The sequence below is a fragment of the Paenibacillus dendritiformis genome (genome assembly GCF_945605565.1).
Taxonomy (GTDB): domain Bacteria; phylum Bacillota; class Bacilli; order Paenibacillales; family Paenibacillaceae; genus Paenibacillus_B; species Paenibacillus_B dendritiformis_A.
In genome coordinates, this window is the sequence record NZ_OX216966.1 from 1117838 (window position 1) to 1133396 (window position 15559).

Here is a 15559-nt window from a genome sequence, read left to right on the forward strand (position 1 = left end):
ACGAATCTCCTCGTGTAATTGCGTAGTATGCAAGAGACATCGGCAAATGGCTTACCGGATATGCCCGTATGCTCCTTCTATTGTAACGGATTCGGGGGCAGAATATCAAAGGACGCCCATCTGGCACTCCTTGTTCGGCTGCTTCGGAATGAAGCCGCGGAGACCGCAGGTTTGGCCAAAAAAGGCATCTCCTTTCCCATAGTAATCGCGGGTTCCTTCGTAGTATAATAAATCACCCCCGATACACCATGGGCCAACATGAGCGGGCTTGCGGGGCGCTCGATTTGTGAAGCAGTTGTTGTACATGTTCTGCATAAGTTGCGCATACGTTGAACAAGAGGCTTGGTCTGGTACCGGCTCTGCACGGCAACGGATGGCATGCCCGCCATGGAAGAACGGAGGGAGCATTACCCGATTGTGTGAAGGGTCTGTTTCGATCCGCGCCGTCCTGTGTATAGGGTTAAGGGGCCATGTTCAACGGTGGGCATGGAAAGGGAGGGAATGCTTATGAATCGAATATTGCAAAAGTTAAAGGAAGGCGCCAGCAAAGCATCGGAGAAGGCGCAAAATGTCATTGAAATCAATCGTCTGCAATCACAGATTGCGGCCCGGCGCAAAGAGATCGAGCAGAATGTGTATCTCATCGGCGAACGGGTATATGATGCCTATAAAAAGAAGGATTTAACGCTAGCGGAAGATGAGATTATGGCGCTTGGAGACGCCAACCTGCTGCTGGAAGAAGAGATCAAGCAGCTGGAATGGAAGGTGAGCGAGCTGCGCCATGAGAAGCGGTGCGAATGCGGAGAAGTGGCGCCGTTAACGTCGAATTACTGCGCTTCCTGCGGCCGGAAGCTGCCGGAGGCGCCGGAGGATCTGTTCGAAGAGGACGAAGAATGGGGCGAGGAGGAAGAGGAGACGAGAGTCTATACGCATCATCCGTCCTCTGTCTCCGAATCGGCTCCCGCCGCGGAAGACGACGTCCGGTGGCAGCCTCCGCAGCCGGAGGAAGACGAGGAGAGCGAGGAGGAAGTTCGTTACACGTACCATCCGGACCGTCTCTCGTCTCAACCGAAAAGGCAGAAGGAGGAATTCTCCATCCCGCCGCTGGAGTCCAGCCGGTCCGGACGGGAGATGAATATTACCGTCGGTGGCAGGCCGGTCACGAAGAGGCCGGAGGAGCCTGCCGATCGCCGCTGCCCGAACTGCAACTCCGCCGCAGCTCCGGAGGCGAAGTGGTGCGAGCGCTGCGGCACGCCATTTGTATGAACGGGGCAGAGCCGCGGGACGGCTTGAAGAGAACCTGAGGGTTCTCTTTTTTATGCGGACTGTCGACAAATAGCGACGGTATTCGATGAAAAAATCTCCGGTTTGAGTTACAATGACAACAGGGAACGCCAGGTGAACAGCCTTGGTATCTGACAGATGTATTCGTAGAGTGGGAGGCTGGCCTGATGGAAGGACTCGTATCGCATTTACGAGCGCTCGGGTTCACGGAAATGGAAGCAAAGATTGTCGTAAGTTTGTCTGAGCAGGGCGCGATGACCGGATATGAAATTGCCAAAAAACTGGGGGTATCCCGTTCCAACGTCTATGCCGCGCTGCAGCGCCTCGTCGATCAGGGCGTCATTCTTCACCGCAAAGGCGATCCGTCGCATTATGCGGCGCTTCCGGCAGAGGAACTGACGAAGCTGCTGGCGACTCGTCTGGAGACGTCCCTTCGCTATGTGGAGAAGCATATGCCTGCGGCGGAAGCGGATGGCAGCTCCTTCTACAGCGTCGAAGGGGAGCGGGCCGTATCGGATACGATCAAGCGCACGCTGCATGAGGCGGAACGGGAGATTATCGTCGATGTATGGCCCGATGAAGCGGCCGAGCTGCGGGAGGAGCTGCTGCTGGCGGAAGCGCGGGGAGTGAAGGTGCTGTGGTCGATCGCCGGGCATGAAGGCCGGACGACCGAACGGATTTGGCCGATGTCGGGGGCTGTGGAGAGCGAGCCGCGTCATTTCGCTTTTGTCGTCGATCGGCGGGAGACGCTGATTGGCGCGCGGGGCAGCGCCCACGCCACCAAAGCGCTCTTGACGGAGCACCCTGCCGTGACGCGCCTCGTCCTGAGCCATTTTTTGCAAGAGGCCGTGCTGTACGAGCTGGAGCGGGAGATGGACCTTGACGGCCAACGGCGCTTCGGCGAGCGTATTGAGGAGATTATGGCCAAATATTTTGACTAATTTTCGAACTTTGTGAAAAATGAAACAAATTCCTGAAACGTGAATCAACTCATTGCGTATTGATTAATATAGGAAGAAATGTGATGCGTCGCTCTGCCAGGCCAAGCTTTCGAGAGAACGTGATGCGCGGTGCATCGGGCGTGGCGCGACGGGCAGTCTACCATCTGGATGGAACCAAGCCGGGCGACAGCATAGAGGAGGAAGTCAGATGGAATGCATTGTTCATTTTGAAGCCGTACACCGCGGAGAGGGAGAGATTGCGAAGCTGCGCGGGCTGGTCATGACGGAGGAAGGGAAGAAGCCGACGCCGCTGGAACTGGAGGAGATGTTCCAGATGATGGGATATAACGTGCGCTGCGCGGATGAAGACAGTCTGATTTTTGTGCCTAAGACGAGTGATGGCGATATTGAAGAGCTTCGCGTCAAGAAGCTCGATATCGGGGAGGAGTCCTACACCCCGGACATGCAGCTGCGCGCCATTGCCGAACAATTGATGAGCAAGCCGAGCCGGCCGATGTAACGGAACGGACTTGGCTTGCGCTGCGTTCGAATGAATAGAAGCAAGGCCTTCTTCCCGGACATGCGGTGATCCGCATGCTGAGAAGAAGGCCTTGCTTCATTCCGGCCGGCTAGGCGCGTGCGCCGGACTCGTCCAGCATGGACGTGCAATGAGCGCAGCGTACGGCCTCCTTCGGAATCTCCGAGAGGCAGTACGGGCATTGCTTCGTTGTCGGTTCCGCCGGCGCTTCCTCTGCTTTGTTCCGGCGGTGCAGCATATTCGTACCCTTCACGATGAGGAATACGCAGAGGGCGACAATCAGGAAATCGATGACGACATTGATGAATTGGCCGTAGGCAACGACGGCAACCCCGGCTTCTTGCGCTTGGGCAAGCGACATCGAAGAGACGGGTTGTCCATTCACGACCAGATCCGGATCGAGCGGAATGAACAGATCCTTGAAGTTCACGCCGCCCAGCAGCTTGCCGATCGGCGGCATGACGAGATCGTTGACGACGGAGGTGACGATTTTGTTGAAAGCGCCTCCGATAATCACCCCGACGGCGAGATCGATGACGTTGCCCCGAACGGCGAATTGCTTGAACTCTTCAAAAAAAGAGCCTACTTTTGATTTGGCCATCCGATATCATTCTCCTTTCACGAAATGAACTAGCTGTCCTGTCCGGATGATGCCATAAGGCCGTCATCATGGCAGCGGGCGCAGCGCGCCGGTCAGCGTGTGCGCTGCGGAATCATCATCTGCAGCTTGCCCGGAGCGGCAGCGGCGTGCAGCGGGGTAGCCGAGACGCACTCTCCGTCTCCGTATGTCCATCGGCGGACCGTGGAGCGGATGCCTATTTGCCGGCCACGCAACATTGTAACATACGGAAGCGTCTGATGGCGTCCCGAATATACGGTCGGGAAGAGCCGGAGCAGCGCCCAGCGGCTGCAGCCGTGCACGACGCAGACGTCCAATATTCCGTCCTCGGCTTCCGCATCCGGGCAGATGGGGATGCCGCCCCCATAATAGGGGACGTTGGTAATGGCGGCCAGCCAGACGCCCTTGAAGGAGCGGGCCTCGCCATCCACGACAATGTCCGCGTCTGCAGGCTGGAAGCGGAATAAGGTGCGCAGCATGCCGTACACATACGCGAGGGAGCCGATGCCAAGGCGGTTGAACCACCTTTTGTAACGGCTCGCATTCACGTATTGCGCCACGTCCGCATCGAATCCGGTCGCGAGCGCGGTGAGTGTCCATTGACCGTTCGCATCAATCAGATCGACGATGGAGCGCTGTCCATGGAGAATCGTATGCAGCGCCTCCAGCGGATCCGTCGGGAGGGAGAAGCCGCGCGCCGTATCATTGCCCGAACCTGCGGGGATAATGCCCAGGGTGGCTTCCGTGCCGACCAGCAGCGGCAGCAGGCGGTGAATGGTGCCGTCTCCCCCGATCACGACGATGAGAGCGCCGGGATTGCGCTCCACATACTGCCGAACCGTCTCCTCCGCTTCTTCTGCCGTCCGTGTAATACTGGAGTCGTAAGGAATGTCGAACCGCCGCAGACAGTCCTCTACGCTGCGCCAGATCCATATTCCTCTTCCGTTCCCCGCATTGCGGTTCACCACAAACAGCATCATGCTCTCTCCTATGTTAAATCGAGTCCAACACGATGCTGGACTAGGGTCAACTTATGATTCTCTTATCATAGCAAAACATGTGGTAGTTTGCGTGAACTTTTTGCAAGGAAGTTCCCGGTAACGAGCAGGAAAAATAAGGGATTCGTCGAATGGATCGAATGGGCCATCGTATTCGAATGGACCATGATCGCCAATAAGGAGTCCAGGGAGGCTGCTGCCGCATGTCCATGTTCAATCGTTTCTTGGCAAGCGCGATGTACGGAGGAAGCCAGATTGATACCTTGCTGGAGCGGGGGCGCTATGCGCCGGGCGAGCAGATGCGCGGCATCGTGAAGCTTCGCGGCGGCCCCTTGTCCCGAAGAATCGAAGGGATTCACCTGATTTTGCAGACCGATTTTACGGAACCGTACCTTCCGGACGGCATGTCGAGGAACTGCACGCTGATGCGTTATCCCGTCTGTTCCTATGTGAGCGTGGAGCCGTTGGAGACGAAGGAGATTCCTTTTCATATCCAGCTTCCGGCCCATTTGCCCTTGACTATCGGAGATACGTCTGTCTGGCTGCAGACGGCCATGGAGACCGGGGAGGCGAGGGAGCCTTCGGATGAGGATCGGATTGAAGTGATTCCGAGCGTGGAGCAGAGCATTGTGATCGATGCAGTGAACCGGCTGGGCTTCCGGCTGCGAAGCGTTCATTGTCTCCCTTGGATTGGAAGCGGTTTCTCTTCATTCGTACAGCCTTTCGAATTCATCGCCTCCTCTTCCTTCCAAGAATTAATCTCCGGTCTGCGGCTTGTGTTTCGGCGCGGGGCGGAAGGGATGGAGCTGTACGTCTATACGGAACCCGCATGGGAAGAAGTGAGGCTGAATCCGCTGGCCGCTCCCCTCGAGACCGACCATAGAATTAAGCATTACAATCTGTCCGATATGGAGTGGCGGCTGCTCGGAGCGGAGGAGCTGGCGGAGGAACTGGCCGAATGGATTCGCACCCAGTATGGATATGTAACCTGAACAGAAGACGAGGGGCCCGCAGGCCCCGGCATCGTCAACTTATTTATCGCCCCGATCGATGTGCTTGCGCGGATGCATCTGCTTCGGCGGTTCTTCTTCCGCTTTTGGCACGAGCCGGGGATCGGTCCGGCCTTCATGGTGATTGTCAAACATGAACTCCTTCAGCTCCCACTCGGACGCGCCCAATTGCGGATCCGAGGGAAAGTGCTGGCCGCGGTGAAGCACTTCTTCCCGTCCCCATTCATTCGCGTATATGCCGTCCACCTCGACCCGATCGCGGGACATGGGATGCATCTTATATTGATTATGCTCCTGTTCTTTTGTCATCGGTGCGCAGCTCCTTTTCTTCAGCATCCGTCTGCTGCGAGGCGGTGCCGTCGCGCAGGCTCTCTATTATAGATGCCCCCGGTCAGCGAATTGTATCCGGGTCCGGCTCGCTGTACGGCTGTCTGGGTGCGGACGTTACCTTTCCGCGAACCAGCGGGACGGGAAGAGCAAATAAATAATGGAAATCGCGGCGAACAGGCCAGCGCTGATCCAGATGACCGTGCCGGCGGATGATGCGTTCGCGATGACCCCTCCGATAACGGGGCCGAGCAGCACGCCGATCCCTTCCACGGTCGAGAGCAGGCTCCAGCCCAGACCTTTATGCCCCGGCGGGACATACAGCGCCAGCAGCGCGTTCCAGGCCGGCAGCACCGCGGAATAGGATATTCCGAGCAGCACGGCCAACCCGTAAGCGAAGATGACCGACGGATAGAGAGACAGCGAAGCGAGCGCCAGGCCGAAGATGCCGAAGCCGATAATAAGGAACGGCTTGCGGCCGACGCGATCCGACCATTTGCCCATCGGGACGAGCCCGAGCACGGTGAAGCCGCCGCCAAGCACGAGCAGAACGGAATACTGCTGGCTCGAGAAGGAGAGCGCCTCCGCGGCGAAGGTCGGCAGAATCGGGACGAGCATGCTCGCTCCCAGCGTCTGCAGGATCATGCCTGGAAGAAGCGGCTTCATCGCCTTCAGCTTTACTACCAGGGCGTCCCACTGCTGCCGGAACGGAACGGGAGCCGCATCGGCCAGCTGCTGTCTGCCGCCGCCAATGAAGAAGCTGAGCACCCAAGCGATACCCGACAAGGCGAACAGAAGCAGATAGGCGGTCTCCGGATGCTTGTCCACGATCAGGTTGAGCACGACCGGGCCCGCCCCCATCCCGACAAGCCAGATCATATAGAGGAATCCCATTTGCGCGGCCCGGTTCTCTTCCTTCACCTTGGTGAGGCATACGATCCATACCGGGGAGATGCCGACGCCGTACAGGGCGGCTGCAGCGATGAACAGCCAGTCGCTTGAGCCGTAATAGAACAAGCCGATGCCCGCGAATGAAATCAATAACCCGGCATTGATAATGAGACGGGGGGAGAAGCGGTCAAGCAAATATCCAATCCCCATTTTCAAAATCGTATCCGTTAAATAATGAGCCGTAATGGCGGTTCCGATAATGGCCAGGCTGATATGCAATGTATTTTTTCCATAGATCGGAATAAATGAAATCAGGGCAGCCCCCCGAACGAACTCCACAAAAAATAAAATAATTGCCAACAACGCGATGTCTCTGCCTAATCCAAGTCCCCGTAATCCCTTCAAGCAAGTAACGCCCCTTTCCTAATTATCCCATTATAGCGTGTTCGCCAACCGCTTGCCACCAAGCGGGACAGGGCGGGCAGGAGCCAATGCTTCAGCGCCTGTCGCCGGAGGAAGCGGGAGTCATTTCAAGAGTGAAATAGCGGTTCGCTGCTAGGGTGCCCGATTCATGGCTTGGCGAACAATAGCGGTGTGTTTTTGCTGCGCTGTCGAATATGTTATAATAGAGAAACGGTTGCGAAGTTCCAGAAAGAGAAGCGATACGTCCAGGCTATACTCCATTGCGGAGCATGTTCTACAACGCTTTTGGGAGGGAATTTTCATGGCAACGAAAGGTCACAACGAAGTGAAAGAAAGTTTGTTGGAGATGACTCGCATTTTCCGTCCGAAGAATCCGCGGAAGTTTGTGAGGGAGTATATCCGGAAGTACCGGATTATGGGAGGCTATGAAGACGAACTGACTCATCTTGTAGAGCTTGAGCTTGGCAAGATCGACTCCAGCGTGTCGTAATTCACGCAGTCATGGCAGAGATGCAGGCGGATGGATGTATCGGCCGTGTGCAGGACGTGCGGCAATCAGGATAACAGCGTCATTTTTTAGATATAGAGATAATGAAGCGCTCCGAGCAGGTCGGAGCGCTTTTTTTGCGTCCTGGCGGCGAGGCGCGGGCCTTACCGCATATAGCGGCGCAGATCTTCCCGGATAATGTCCTGCACCGATTCCAGCGACTCCCCCGGATAGGCTCTCAACGCGTGAATCGATACCGAATTGAACAACTCCTTATTGGCGCTCGTATATACTTTGGCGATACTCGGGTCATGCCGCCGAATGGCCGTGTTCACCGAATGCAGGAATTCATCGGACAGATCGTCCATCCGCTCCAGCGTGCGCATCGGACTGTGCCTGGTTACGGCCTGGGGATTCTTCTTGTCGAACTTCCGGCTTGTCTCGATCCGTCCCATGCCGTACTGCTCGCGGGTATTGTTGCCGCCCCGCCCCTTCACTCCGTTGGCTGTCCCTTCGAACGTCAGAGCCACATAGGCGGTGTCATTCCACTTCAGAACATAACCGGCTGCGACGCCCTCCATATTGCTGACCAGCGCGCTCAGCGGACGGTCTACATACAATGTATTGGGACGATGCAATTCCTGCCGGGCGAACTGTTTCCGCTCCAGGCTGTTGCCTTTGGCGCTGTAATCGGGCGTGGCGATATCGGAATCGTTCGGGGTCGACGGCCTTTTTTCCAGGGGCTGCACCGTCTTCCGGTTCGCGTAATTGGCAGTTGTATTTCCGTCATAGGATCTCGTTTTCTCGGAGCGATAGCCGATGCAGCCAGTCAAGCCGACGGCAATGCATAGCACACAGATGGTATAAGTGACAATTGAGTGAACATTCCGTTTATTTTTGTGACCGTTTTTTGACGACACAAGCATCCCTCCTTCATGATTTACTTTATTTTTCTGAAAAACGGGTATAAGTATGCAGGGAGCACCGCCGTCAATGTTTGAGAATCGGAAATTTGACAACATCTTCTTGCTTTCGACACAATTCGAGGGGTGTGAATTCATTTTGTAAGCGTTTGCATTTGTTGATATAACGGGCCAAAATGACTTTCTGAACACTTTGTGAACTCCCTCCGAAACATTGACAAATAAAATTATGGTAATTATATTTAGGTAAGTGATTGTATTAATTGACAGGATTACGACATCCGTGCTAGAGCCGGTGACTCCATGGGGACCGGTTGGATAGCTATGGGCATGCGTAAGCGTATGCATGCTCCTGCTGCCTGACACGGTCGAAGCCTTTCTTCCGTAGCGATTTGAAGCGTGCCGAGAGGATTGGAATTCCGCGCGTGGAGCATAATGTATACGTTCGCATGAATGTATGCTGATGCTTTCGGACAGAAAGGCAAGTGAAGGGGCATGAGATGCGGTAATCAGCGAAAACGTACAAAGTGGGGTTGATCAATGATGAAACGGTGGCATGCAGTGAAGCGACTCCTTCCTCTGTTAGCCGGGCTCGTCTTGCTACTCAGCGCTTGTGGCCGCGCGGATTTGTCCGCTCTCAATCCACAGGGTCCGATAGCAGAGGGCCAGTTCGGTCTGATGAAGATTGCGATTTCGATTATGACGCTCGTAGTCGTTGCCGTATTCGCGCTTTCCATTTATGCCGTCATCCGCTTCCGCAGACGGCCGGGTGACCAATCGATTCCGAAGCAAGTAGAAGGCAATCACAAGATGGAGGTTATTTGGACCGTCATTCCGATTCTCCTCTTGATTATTCTGGCAGTTCCGACCGTGAAGTACGTGTTCGCCTTCGCTGAAGATTACAGCAAAGATCCGGACGCTATCAAGGTGAAGGTAACTGCGCACCAATTCTGGTGGGAATTTGAATACCCTGAACTGGGCGTACATACAGCACAGGATCTAGTCATCCCGACAGGGAAAAATGTAGCGGTCGAGTTGCGGACGGCCGACGTTCTCCACTCGTTCTGGGTGCCTGCTCTCGCAGGGAAGATGGACACCAACCCGTCGGGCAACGTAAATAAAATGTATTTCAGCGCGAATGATGTTGGGGTATACCGGGGCAAGTGCGCGGAGTTGTGCGGACAGTCCCACGCCTTGATGGAATTCAAGGTCAAATCGGTAAGCGAAGAGACATTTAACGCTTGGGTTAATGAGATGAAGGCAGAGCCGAAGCCGTTCGAAGGCGACGCGCAAGTCGCCGAGAGCTTCAAGCAGAACTGCCTGACCTGCCACGCTATCGATAATGCGCCTTCCCTCGGCCCGAACTTGAAGGGTACAGGAAGCCGCGAAGCTGTTGCCGGCATAATGCTCAACCGGGATACGATTGACGAGCCGCTTGAGCAGCAAGTGGTTGAAGATCATTTGCGCCAGTGGATTCTGAATCCGCAGAAGGTGAAGCCAGGGAATACGATGCCTAAATTCGAGGGCGTATTGTCAGAGAAAGAGCTGGACGGCATTGTAAAATATCTGGCGGAATACAAACTTGATTCTCTGAAAGAAATCAATAAGCAATAGAAAAGCATCTTCTAGGGGAGGTAACGACCTTGGCTCACACGGTGAAGCGTCATCGCGGCTTAATGGATTGGCTGACGACGGTCGACCATAAGAAGATAGGTATTCTTTACCTTATTGCCGGAGGCTTCTTCTTCGGTATCGGCGGTATTGAGGCCATCTTGATACGTATACAATTGATCAAACCGAATTTCGAGTTCGTGGATGCACAGTTATTCAACGAATTGATTACGATGCATGGAACGACCATGATCTTCCTGGGCGCCATGCCACTGATATTCGCATTAATGAATGCGATTGTACCGCTGCAGATCGGGGCGCGCGACGTTGCGTTCCCGTTCCTGAACGCGCTCGGCTTCTGGACGTTCTTCTTCGGAGGAGTGCTTCTGAATCTGAGCTGGCTGCTGGGCGGAGTGCCTGATGCAGGCTGGACTTCCTACGTACCGTTGTCTAGCACCGATTACAGCCCTCACCACGGGGTAGATTTCTATGTTCTCGGTCTGCAGATTTCCGGTCTCGGAACGCTGATTGGCGGCATCAACTTCCTGGCTACGATTATTAACATGCGTGCGCCGGGTATGTCGTTCATGCGGATGCCGATGTTCACCTGGACGGCGTTCATTACGTCCGCGCTTATTTTGTTCGCTTTCCCTGCCGTTACGGTAGGTCTCGTATTGCTCATGTTCGACCGCCTCTTCGGAGGGAACTTCTTCTATACGCCGAATGGCGGTAACGTCATTCTGTGGCAGCATATTTTCTGGATTTTCGGCCACCCGGAAGTATACATTCTGATTTTGCCGGCGTTCGGGATTATTTCCGATGTCGTCAGCACATTCTCCCGCAAGCGTCTGTTCGGTTACAGCTCCATGGTCTTCGCTACCGTGCTCATTGGATTCCTGGGCTTCATGGTCTGGGCGCACCATATGTTCACCGTAGGTCTTGGACCGGTCGCGAATGCGCTCTTCTCGATAGCGACGATGCTGATTGCCGTTCCGACGGGGATCAAGATATTTAACTGGGTATTTACGTTATGGGGCGGTTCGATTAAGTTCACTACCGCCAACTTGTTCGCCATCGGCTTCATCCCTACGTTCGTCATGGGCGGGGTAACCGGGGTCATGCTCGCCGCAGCGCCTGCCGACTTCCAGTTCCATGATACCTATTTCGTCGTGGCCCACTTCCACTATACGATCGTAGGCGGATTGATTCTCGGTCTGTTCGCCGGCTTCCATTACTGGTGGCCGAAGATGTTCGGGCGGATGCTGAACGAGACAATTGGTAAAGCTACGTTCTGGATGTTCTGGATTGGCTTCCAGTTGACGTTCTTCATCCAGCATTTCCTCGGCTTGATCGGGATGCAGCGTCGTGTCTTTACGTATTTGCCGAACCAAGGCTTCGATACGATGAACCTAGTCAGTACGATCGGGGCGCTGATGATGGGCGTTGGGGTATTGCTCTTCCTGGCCAACATTGTTATCTCGCACCGTCAGAAGCAGGTTGTGGGCAACGATCCTTGGGAAGACGGACGCACGCTGGAGTGGACGATTCCATCTCCGCCGCCGGAATATAACTTCAAGCAGACTCCGCTTGTACGCGGATATGACGCTTGGTGGAAAGAAAAGATGGATGGCAATAAGGCCATGACGCCGGCCGAACCGGTAGGCTCCATCCATATGCCGTCGCCTTCGATCTTGCCGTTCATAATGTCCGTCGGCCTGTTCATCGCCGGCTTCGGATTCATGTTCGCCAAGGACGATTTCAAAAATGCGGCACTGAACTTCTTGTTCAACAACCATCTCATAGCGATTTTCGGATTGGTGATTACTTTTGCCTGCATGGTCGTTCGTTCCGTCAAAGACGATCACGGCTATCATATTGAACCGGAAGAGTTGGAGCAGAAGGGGGTAAAAGCATGAGCGCACCTGCACACCACGCAGACGGCCACTGGCCTCACGAACCGGAAAAAGCGACGTTAGACGGCCGCAATAAAGTGATTGGCTTCTGGCTTTTCCTTGGCGGCGAAGCGGTGTTGTTCGGTACGTTGTTCGCGACGTTCCTCGCGCTCCGCGATCAGATTGGCGACGGACCGGCTGCCAGCGAGCTGTTCCAGCTTCCGATGATTGCGGCCGCGACGGCTATCCTGCTGGTGAGTTCCTTGACGAGCGTATTCGCGGTTCAAGCTCTGCACCGCAAGGACGTCAAGTCTTTGATTACATGGCTTATCGTTACTGTCGTCCTTGGCTTCTGCTTCTTGGGATTGGAGATTTACGAGTTCGTCGAGTACGTCCATGAAGGCCATACGTTCACGACAAGCGCCTTCAGTACATCGTTCTATACGCTGGTCGGCTTCCACGGCGCGCACGTTGCCTTCGGCGTCGTCTGGATCTCCATCCTGATCGGCCAGCTCTTCAAGAAAGGGCTGAACCTGGTTACGGCGCCTAAAGTATACGTGTCGGCTATCTACTGGCACTTCATCGACGTCGTATGGGTATTCATCTTTACGGTTGTCTACTTGATGGGAAAGGTGGGGTAAGCGATGGCAGCTCAAAACGTGGCATCCAACTCGTCGAATCGCCGTCATAAGCATGAAGGAAAGCAAAAGCATATCATTGCTTTTCTCTTCTCCATCGTACTGACGCTTATCGCCTTTGTAATGGTAGCTTCCGCCGGTATCGTGAACAAAACCTTCACCTATATTCTGCTTCTTGTCATGGCAGTGCTGCAGGTCATCATTCAAATGGCCTACTGGATGCATATGAAGGACAAAGGCCATATGCTGCCCATTGTCTTTATGATAGGTGGAGCTTTCGTCGCATTCCTGGCGATTGTTATGGCCGTATATTGGGTCTGGTGGTAAGCCGAATCGGATATTTAGAAAGAGGGGGCGCACAGGCGTCGCCTCTTTTTCCGTAATAGAGCAAAATGTGGCGAAATGATGGCATCCGCAAGAGAAGGAGATGAACGAGATTGTTGGAATTAACGAAATATTTTAGCGCGTATGATGTATGGAGTCCGTTGTTTCTTGTCTCTTCGGTGCTTGTTATCATTCTCTATCTGGGAATTACGGGCCCGTATAGACGAGTGTTCGCCCAGACTGACCCAGTGCCCGTAGCCAAAAAGCTGATGTTCATCAGCGGCGTGCTGCTGCTGTATCTGGCCCAGGGAGGCCCGATTAACTTGATGAGCCATATTATGCTGACGTTCCATATGCTGATGATGGCTCTGACGTATATTATTGTGCCGCCTTTGATCTTATTGGGCATCCCTTCCTGGTTGTGGCGCTACCTGCTGGATCGCAAGCCGCTGCGGCGGCTGAAAGGATTGATGCACCCGATCCTGATGGCCGTGCTGTTCAATGCGTTGTTCTCGTTCTACCATGTGCCGGTGGTTCATGACTATGTGATGACGAATTATGCGGTTCATATTGTGTATTACATTGTCCTGTTCGTTGCAGCGATGATGATGTGGTGGCCGATTGTCGTGCCGGTCCCGGAGTGGGTTATCTTGACAGACGTCAAGAAGATGGGCTACATCTTCTTGAACGGCGTCCTTATTACGCCGGCATGCGCGCTCATTATTTTTGCAAGCGAGCCGTTGTACGCGACTTATGTGGACAAGGAAACGTGGATTCAAGCGATGGGCTACTGTCTAACCGGCGATCCGAGCAAGCTGCTGGCCGCTTTTGACGGCCCTGAATTCTTCAACTGGTTCTCGCCGGTGGAAGATCAGCAGCTCGGGGGCATCGTGATGAAGCTGCTGCAAGAAACCATGTACGGCTGCATTCTGTATTATGTATTCATTCACTGGTACCGCAGAGAAAGCAAAGAGGATGACGATATTGTGGACACTCTTCCGGAAGGGCAGCTCCATTCATAGAATTGGTTTATAATAAAAGGCAAGTCTGAGTTGAGGTAGAGGAGGCATACCATTCGTGGATTTGTATAATCTCATGCCTGCGGTAAGCACGACATTTATCGTCATTAGTGCGATTCTGGTCGCGATCGGCTGGGCGCTTATCATCAAGGGCAAGCGCGAGGCGCACAAGAAGACCATGATCGCGGCAGCCGTAGCCGCCCTTCTGTTCTTTATCATTTACGTGTCACGGACCATATTTGTCGGCAATACATCCTGGGGCGGCCCTGAAGGATTGAAGACGATCTATCTCATTTTCCTGCTGTTCCATATTGTGCTCGCTACCGTGGCGGCGGTATTCGGCATTACGACATTAGTGACCGGATTCCGATCCAAATTCAAGATTCATCGCAAAATCGGAAAAATCACCTCGATCATCTGGTTCATTACTGCCATCACCGGCGTTACCGTATATACGCTTCTTTATATACTGTACCCTGGCGGCCACACGAAGCCGGTGATCGATGCAATCTTCGGCTGAGCCCTAATCGAGCCCTTATGCCTGTTTCTGTGAGTGGAACTCGGCATAAGGGCGTTTTGTTTGATAGGTTTAGACAAGGACTCATGGCCGGGTTCCATGCCCGTCTAGCATTCCGTGCGAAGGAAGCTCCTTCGCACGGAATGCTTTTTTTATGGGTGTCAACCTGAAAGCGCATACCGTCGGAATCGAGTATTGACAATAAAATGACGAAGTGAGTATACTGTGTATAAAGATATACACAGTAAGCACAGTACTGCATGGAGGCAGAGAATCAAGATACAAGACACGAGGTTGTTCGCGTGCCTATGGATGGATGCGAGAAGTGAGGGGATATCGGTGAAGAAGCAGTGGAAGGATGCGTGGATGCTGGTCAAGACGGACCTGATTCGCTTTAAATGGGGGGCCTTGTTCACGCTGCTGTTCAGTGTTTACATGGGAGCTATTTCGACGTTGATGCTGAATGGCTTGTTGAAATCGGATCAGGAGGGCGATACTTTAGTTCTGCGGGCGGTCTTTGATTTTGTCTACCTTATCACCTTGCCGAATTTCGGCTTCTTTTTCTCTCGGCGAAACACGCGCTATTTGCAGGAGGATTCTCATACGAAATGGATGAGGAAGCTGCGCATGCTGCCGATTGATGTGGGTACGATCGCGCTATCACGCTATATGATGCTGGCGGTTGCCTTCGTTCTGAATATGACGGTGTTCTCCATTGTGCAGCTGATGATAAGCGATAGTCTGCAATCGACCTTCTCGCCTCTGTCGTTCATCGCCTATGTGCTTCTTCTGACCGCGTACGCCGTCGTGGTTCAGACGGTGTACATCCAGTTTGAACTGGGCAAGCATGCCGGTGGCTACCTGCGACTCGTCTTTATTGTAATGTTCATCGTACTTGCCCTCTCTGTTATCGTGGCCTTGTCCGGTGGAAGCATGATGATGGCGGTCATCTATATCGCCAAGCATTATCCGTGGGTAAGCGGCTTGATCGCCGCAGGCGTCATTGTCCAGACGTTCATTATCGGCATGGCCGTCACCCGGAATACGATTCGCAATCGGGATCTCGACTAGACGGGCATAGCCTTTGTAATGTGAAGATACCAATATGAAGAGTCAG

The 15559-nt window shown here is 54.0% G+C and carries 17 protein-coding genes; 12 read left to right on the plus strand and 5 right to left on the minus strand.

Features of this window, described 5'->3' with window-relative positions:
* Positions 1–507: 507 nt before the first annotated feature.
* The 3 genes from NNL35_RS04955 (at position 508) to NNL35_RS04965 (ending at position 2745) form a co-directional block, all read left to right on the plus strand.
* Entirely contained in the window at positions 508–1266 is a 759-nt protein-coding gene (locus tag NNL35_RS04955) for a zinc ribbon domain-containing protein (protein ID WP_006677872.1), read from the plus strand.
* A 185-nt stretch (positions 1267–1451) separates the two neighbouring features.
* Positions 1452–2225, plus strand: coding sequence for a TrmB family transcriptional regulator (locus tag NNL35_RS04960; RefSeq protein ID WP_006677871.1), 774 nt, complete (start codon positions 1452–1454; stop codon positions 2223–2225).
* A gap of 208 nt (positions 2226–2433) precedes the next feature.
* On the plus strand, positions 2434–2745 hold the full coding sequence (locus tag NNL35_RS04965; RefSeq protein ID WP_006677869.1) for a hypothetical protein: 312 nt from the start codon (positions 2434–2436) through the stop codon (positions 2743–2745).
* A 109-nt stretch (positions 2746–2854) separates the two neighbouring features.
* On the opposite strand, the gene mscL is transcribed toward NNL35_RS04965, so the two are convergent.
* Together mscL and NNL35_RS04975 are read right to left on the minus strand one after the other, a co-directional pair.
* On the minus strand, positions 2855–3364 hold the full coding sequence (gene mscL, locus NNL35_RS04970) for a large conductance mechanosensitive channel protein MscL (protein WP_006677868.1): 510 nt from the start codon (positions 3362–3364) through the stop codon (positions 2855–2857).
* A 92-nt stretch (positions 3365–3456) separates the two neighbouring features.
* The gene (locus NNL35_RS04975) at positions 3457–4359 is read right to left on the minus strand and encodes a diacylglycerol/lipid kinase family protein (protein WP_006677867.1); all 903 of its coding nucleotides are present in this window, start codon (positions 4357–4359) and stop codon (positions 3457–3459) included.
* Positions 4360–4583: 224 nt separating this feature from the next.
* Here NNL35_RS04975 and NNL35_RS04980 point away from each other — a divergent pair, with 224 nt between their 5' ends.
* Positions 4584–5372: a sporulation protein gene (locus NNL35_RS04980; protein WP_006677866.1), complete on the plus strand. Its 789-nt coding sequence runs from the start codon at positions 4584–4586 to the stop codon at positions 5370–5372.
* 39 nt (positions 5373–5411) lie between these two features.
* Here NNL35_RS04980 and NNL35_RS04985 read toward each other — a convergent pair whose 3' ends face one another.
* Complete coding sequence (locus NNL35_RS04985; RefSeq protein ID WP_006677865.1) at positions 5412–5699, minus strand: hypothetical protein; 288 nt, start codon at positions 5697–5699, stop codon at positions 5412–5414.
* Between the two features lie 135 nt (positions 5700–5834).
* The gene (locus tag NNL35_RS04990; protein ID WP_040732041.1) at positions 5835–7013 is read right to left on the minus strand and encodes an MFS transporter; all 1179 of its coding nucleotides are present in this window, start codon (positions 7011–7013) and stop codon (positions 5835–5837) included.
* 319 nt (positions 7014–7332) lie between these two features.
* On the opposite strand from NNL35_RS04990, the gene NNL35_RS04995 reads away from it, so the two are divergent.
* Positions 7333–7521, plus strand: a complete 189-nt coding sequence (locus tag NNL35_RS04995) for a hypothetical protein (protein ID WP_006677863.1) — start codon at positions 7333–7335, stop codon at positions 7519–7521.
* A gap of 161 nt (positions 7522–7682) precedes the next feature.
* Here NNL35_RS04995 and NNL35_RS05000 read toward each other — a convergent pair whose 3' ends face one another.
* Positions 7683–8438, minus strand: coding sequence for a hypothetical protein (locus NNL35_RS05000; RefSeq protein ID WP_040732039.1), 756 nt, complete (start codon positions 8436–8438; stop codon positions 7683–7685).
* Between the two features lie 543 nt (positions 8439–8981).
* Here NNL35_RS05000 and coxB point away from each other — a divergent pair.
* The 7 genes from coxB (at position 8982) to NNL35_RS05035 (ending at position 15513) form a co-directional block, all read left to right on the plus strand.
* A complete protein-coding gene (gene coxB / locus NNL35_RS05005) occupies positions 8982–10055 on the plus strand; it encodes a cytochrome c oxidase subunit II (RefSeq protein ID WP_040732036.1) in 1074 nt (357 codons plus the stop codon).
* A 62-nt stretch (positions 10056–10117) separates the two neighbouring features.
* The gene (gene ctaD / locus NNL35_RS05010; protein WP_050979450.1) at positions 10118–11968 is read left to right on the plus strand and encodes a cytochrome c oxidase subunit I; all 1851 of its coding nucleotides are present in this window, start codon (positions 10118–10120) and stop codon (positions 11966–11968) included.
* The gene (locus tag NNL35_RS05015; protein WP_006677859.1) at positions 11965–12585 is read left to right on the plus strand and encodes a cytochrome (ubi)quinol oxidase subunit III; all 621 of its coding nucleotides are present in this window, start codon (positions 11965–11967) and stop codon (positions 12583–12585) included. Before ctaD ends, NNL35_RS05015 begins: the two co-directional genes overlap by 4 nt.
* A 3-nt stretch (positions 12586–12588) precedes the next feature.
* Positions 12589–12909, plus strand: a complete 321-nt coding sequence (locus tag NNL35_RS05020) for a cytochrome C oxidase subunit IV family protein (RefSeq protein WP_006677858.1) — start codon at positions 12589–12591, stop codon at positions 12907–12909.
* A gap of 110 nt (positions 12910–13019) precedes the next feature.
* Positions 13020–13928, plus strand: coding sequence for a cytochrome c oxidase assembly factor CtaG (ctaG, locus tag NNL35_RS05025; RefSeq protein ID WP_006677857.1), 909 nt, complete (start codon positions 13020–13022; stop codon positions 13926–13928).
* Positions 13929–13983: 55 nt separating this feature from the next.
* Positions 13984–14445: a DUF420 domain-containing protein gene (locus NNL35_RS05030; RefSeq protein WP_006677856.1), complete on the plus strand. Its 462-nt coding sequence runs from the start codon at positions 13984–13986 to the stop codon at positions 14443–14445.
* Between the two features lie 309 nt (positions 14446–14754).
* Complete coding sequence (locus NNL35_RS05035) at positions 14755–15513, plus strand: hypothetical protein (protein WP_254552993.1); 759 nt, start codon at positions 14755–14757, stop codon at positions 15511–15513.
* Positions 15514–15559: the final 46 nt, after the last annotated feature.

Coding starts and splice junctions, on each gene's coding strand:
- NNL35_RS04965 (WP_006677869.1), top strand. CDS start 2,434: ATGGAATGCATTGTTCATTTTGAAGCCGTACACCGCGGAGAGGGAGAG.
- NNL35_RS04975 (WP_006677867.1), bottom strand. CDS start 4,359: ATGCTGTTTGTGGTGAACCGCAATGCGGGGAACGGAAGAGGAATATGG.
- NNL35_RS05020 (WP_006677858.1), top strand. CDS start 12,589: ATGGCAGCTCAAAACGTGGCATCCAACTCGTCGAATCGCCGTCATAAG.
- NNL35_RS04955 (WP_006677872.1), top strand. CDS start 508: ATGAATCGAATATTGCAAAAGTTAAAGGAAGGCGCCAGCAAAGCATCG.
- NNL35_RS04985 (WP_006677865.1), bottom strand. CDS start 5,699: ATGACAAAAGAACAGGAGCATAATCAATATAAGATGCATCCCATGTCC.
- coxB (WP_040732036.1), top strand. CDS start 8,982: ATGATGAAACGGTGGCATGCAGTGAAGCGACTCCTTCCTCTGTTAGCC.
- mscL (WP_006677868.1), bottom strand. CDS start 3,364: ATGGCCAAATCAAAAGTAGGCTCTTTTTTTGAAGAGTTCAAGCAATTC.
- NNL35_RS05035 (WP_254552993.1), top strand. CDS start 14,755: ATGGATGCGAGAAGTGAGGGGATATCGGTGAAGAAGCAGTGGAAGGAT.
- NNL35_RS05015 (WP_006677859.1), top strand. CDS start 11,965: ATGAGCGCACCTGCACACCACGCAGACGGCCACTGGCCTCACGAACCG.
- NNL35_RS04995 (WP_006677863.1), top strand. CDS start 7,333: ATGGCAACGAAAGGTCACAACGAAGTGAAAGAAAGTTTGTTGGAGATG.
- NNL35_RS04960 (WP_006677871.1), top strand. CDS start 1,452: ATGGAAGGACTCGTATCGCATTTACGAGCGCTCGGGTTCACGGAAATG.
- ctaD (WP_050979450.1), top strand. CDS start 10,118: ATGGATTGGCTGACGACGGTCGACCATAAGAAGATAGGTATTCTTTAC.
- NNL35_RS04980 (WP_006677866.1), top strand. CDS start 4,584: ATGTCCATGTTCAATCGTTTCTTGGCAAGCGCGATGTACGGAGGAAGC.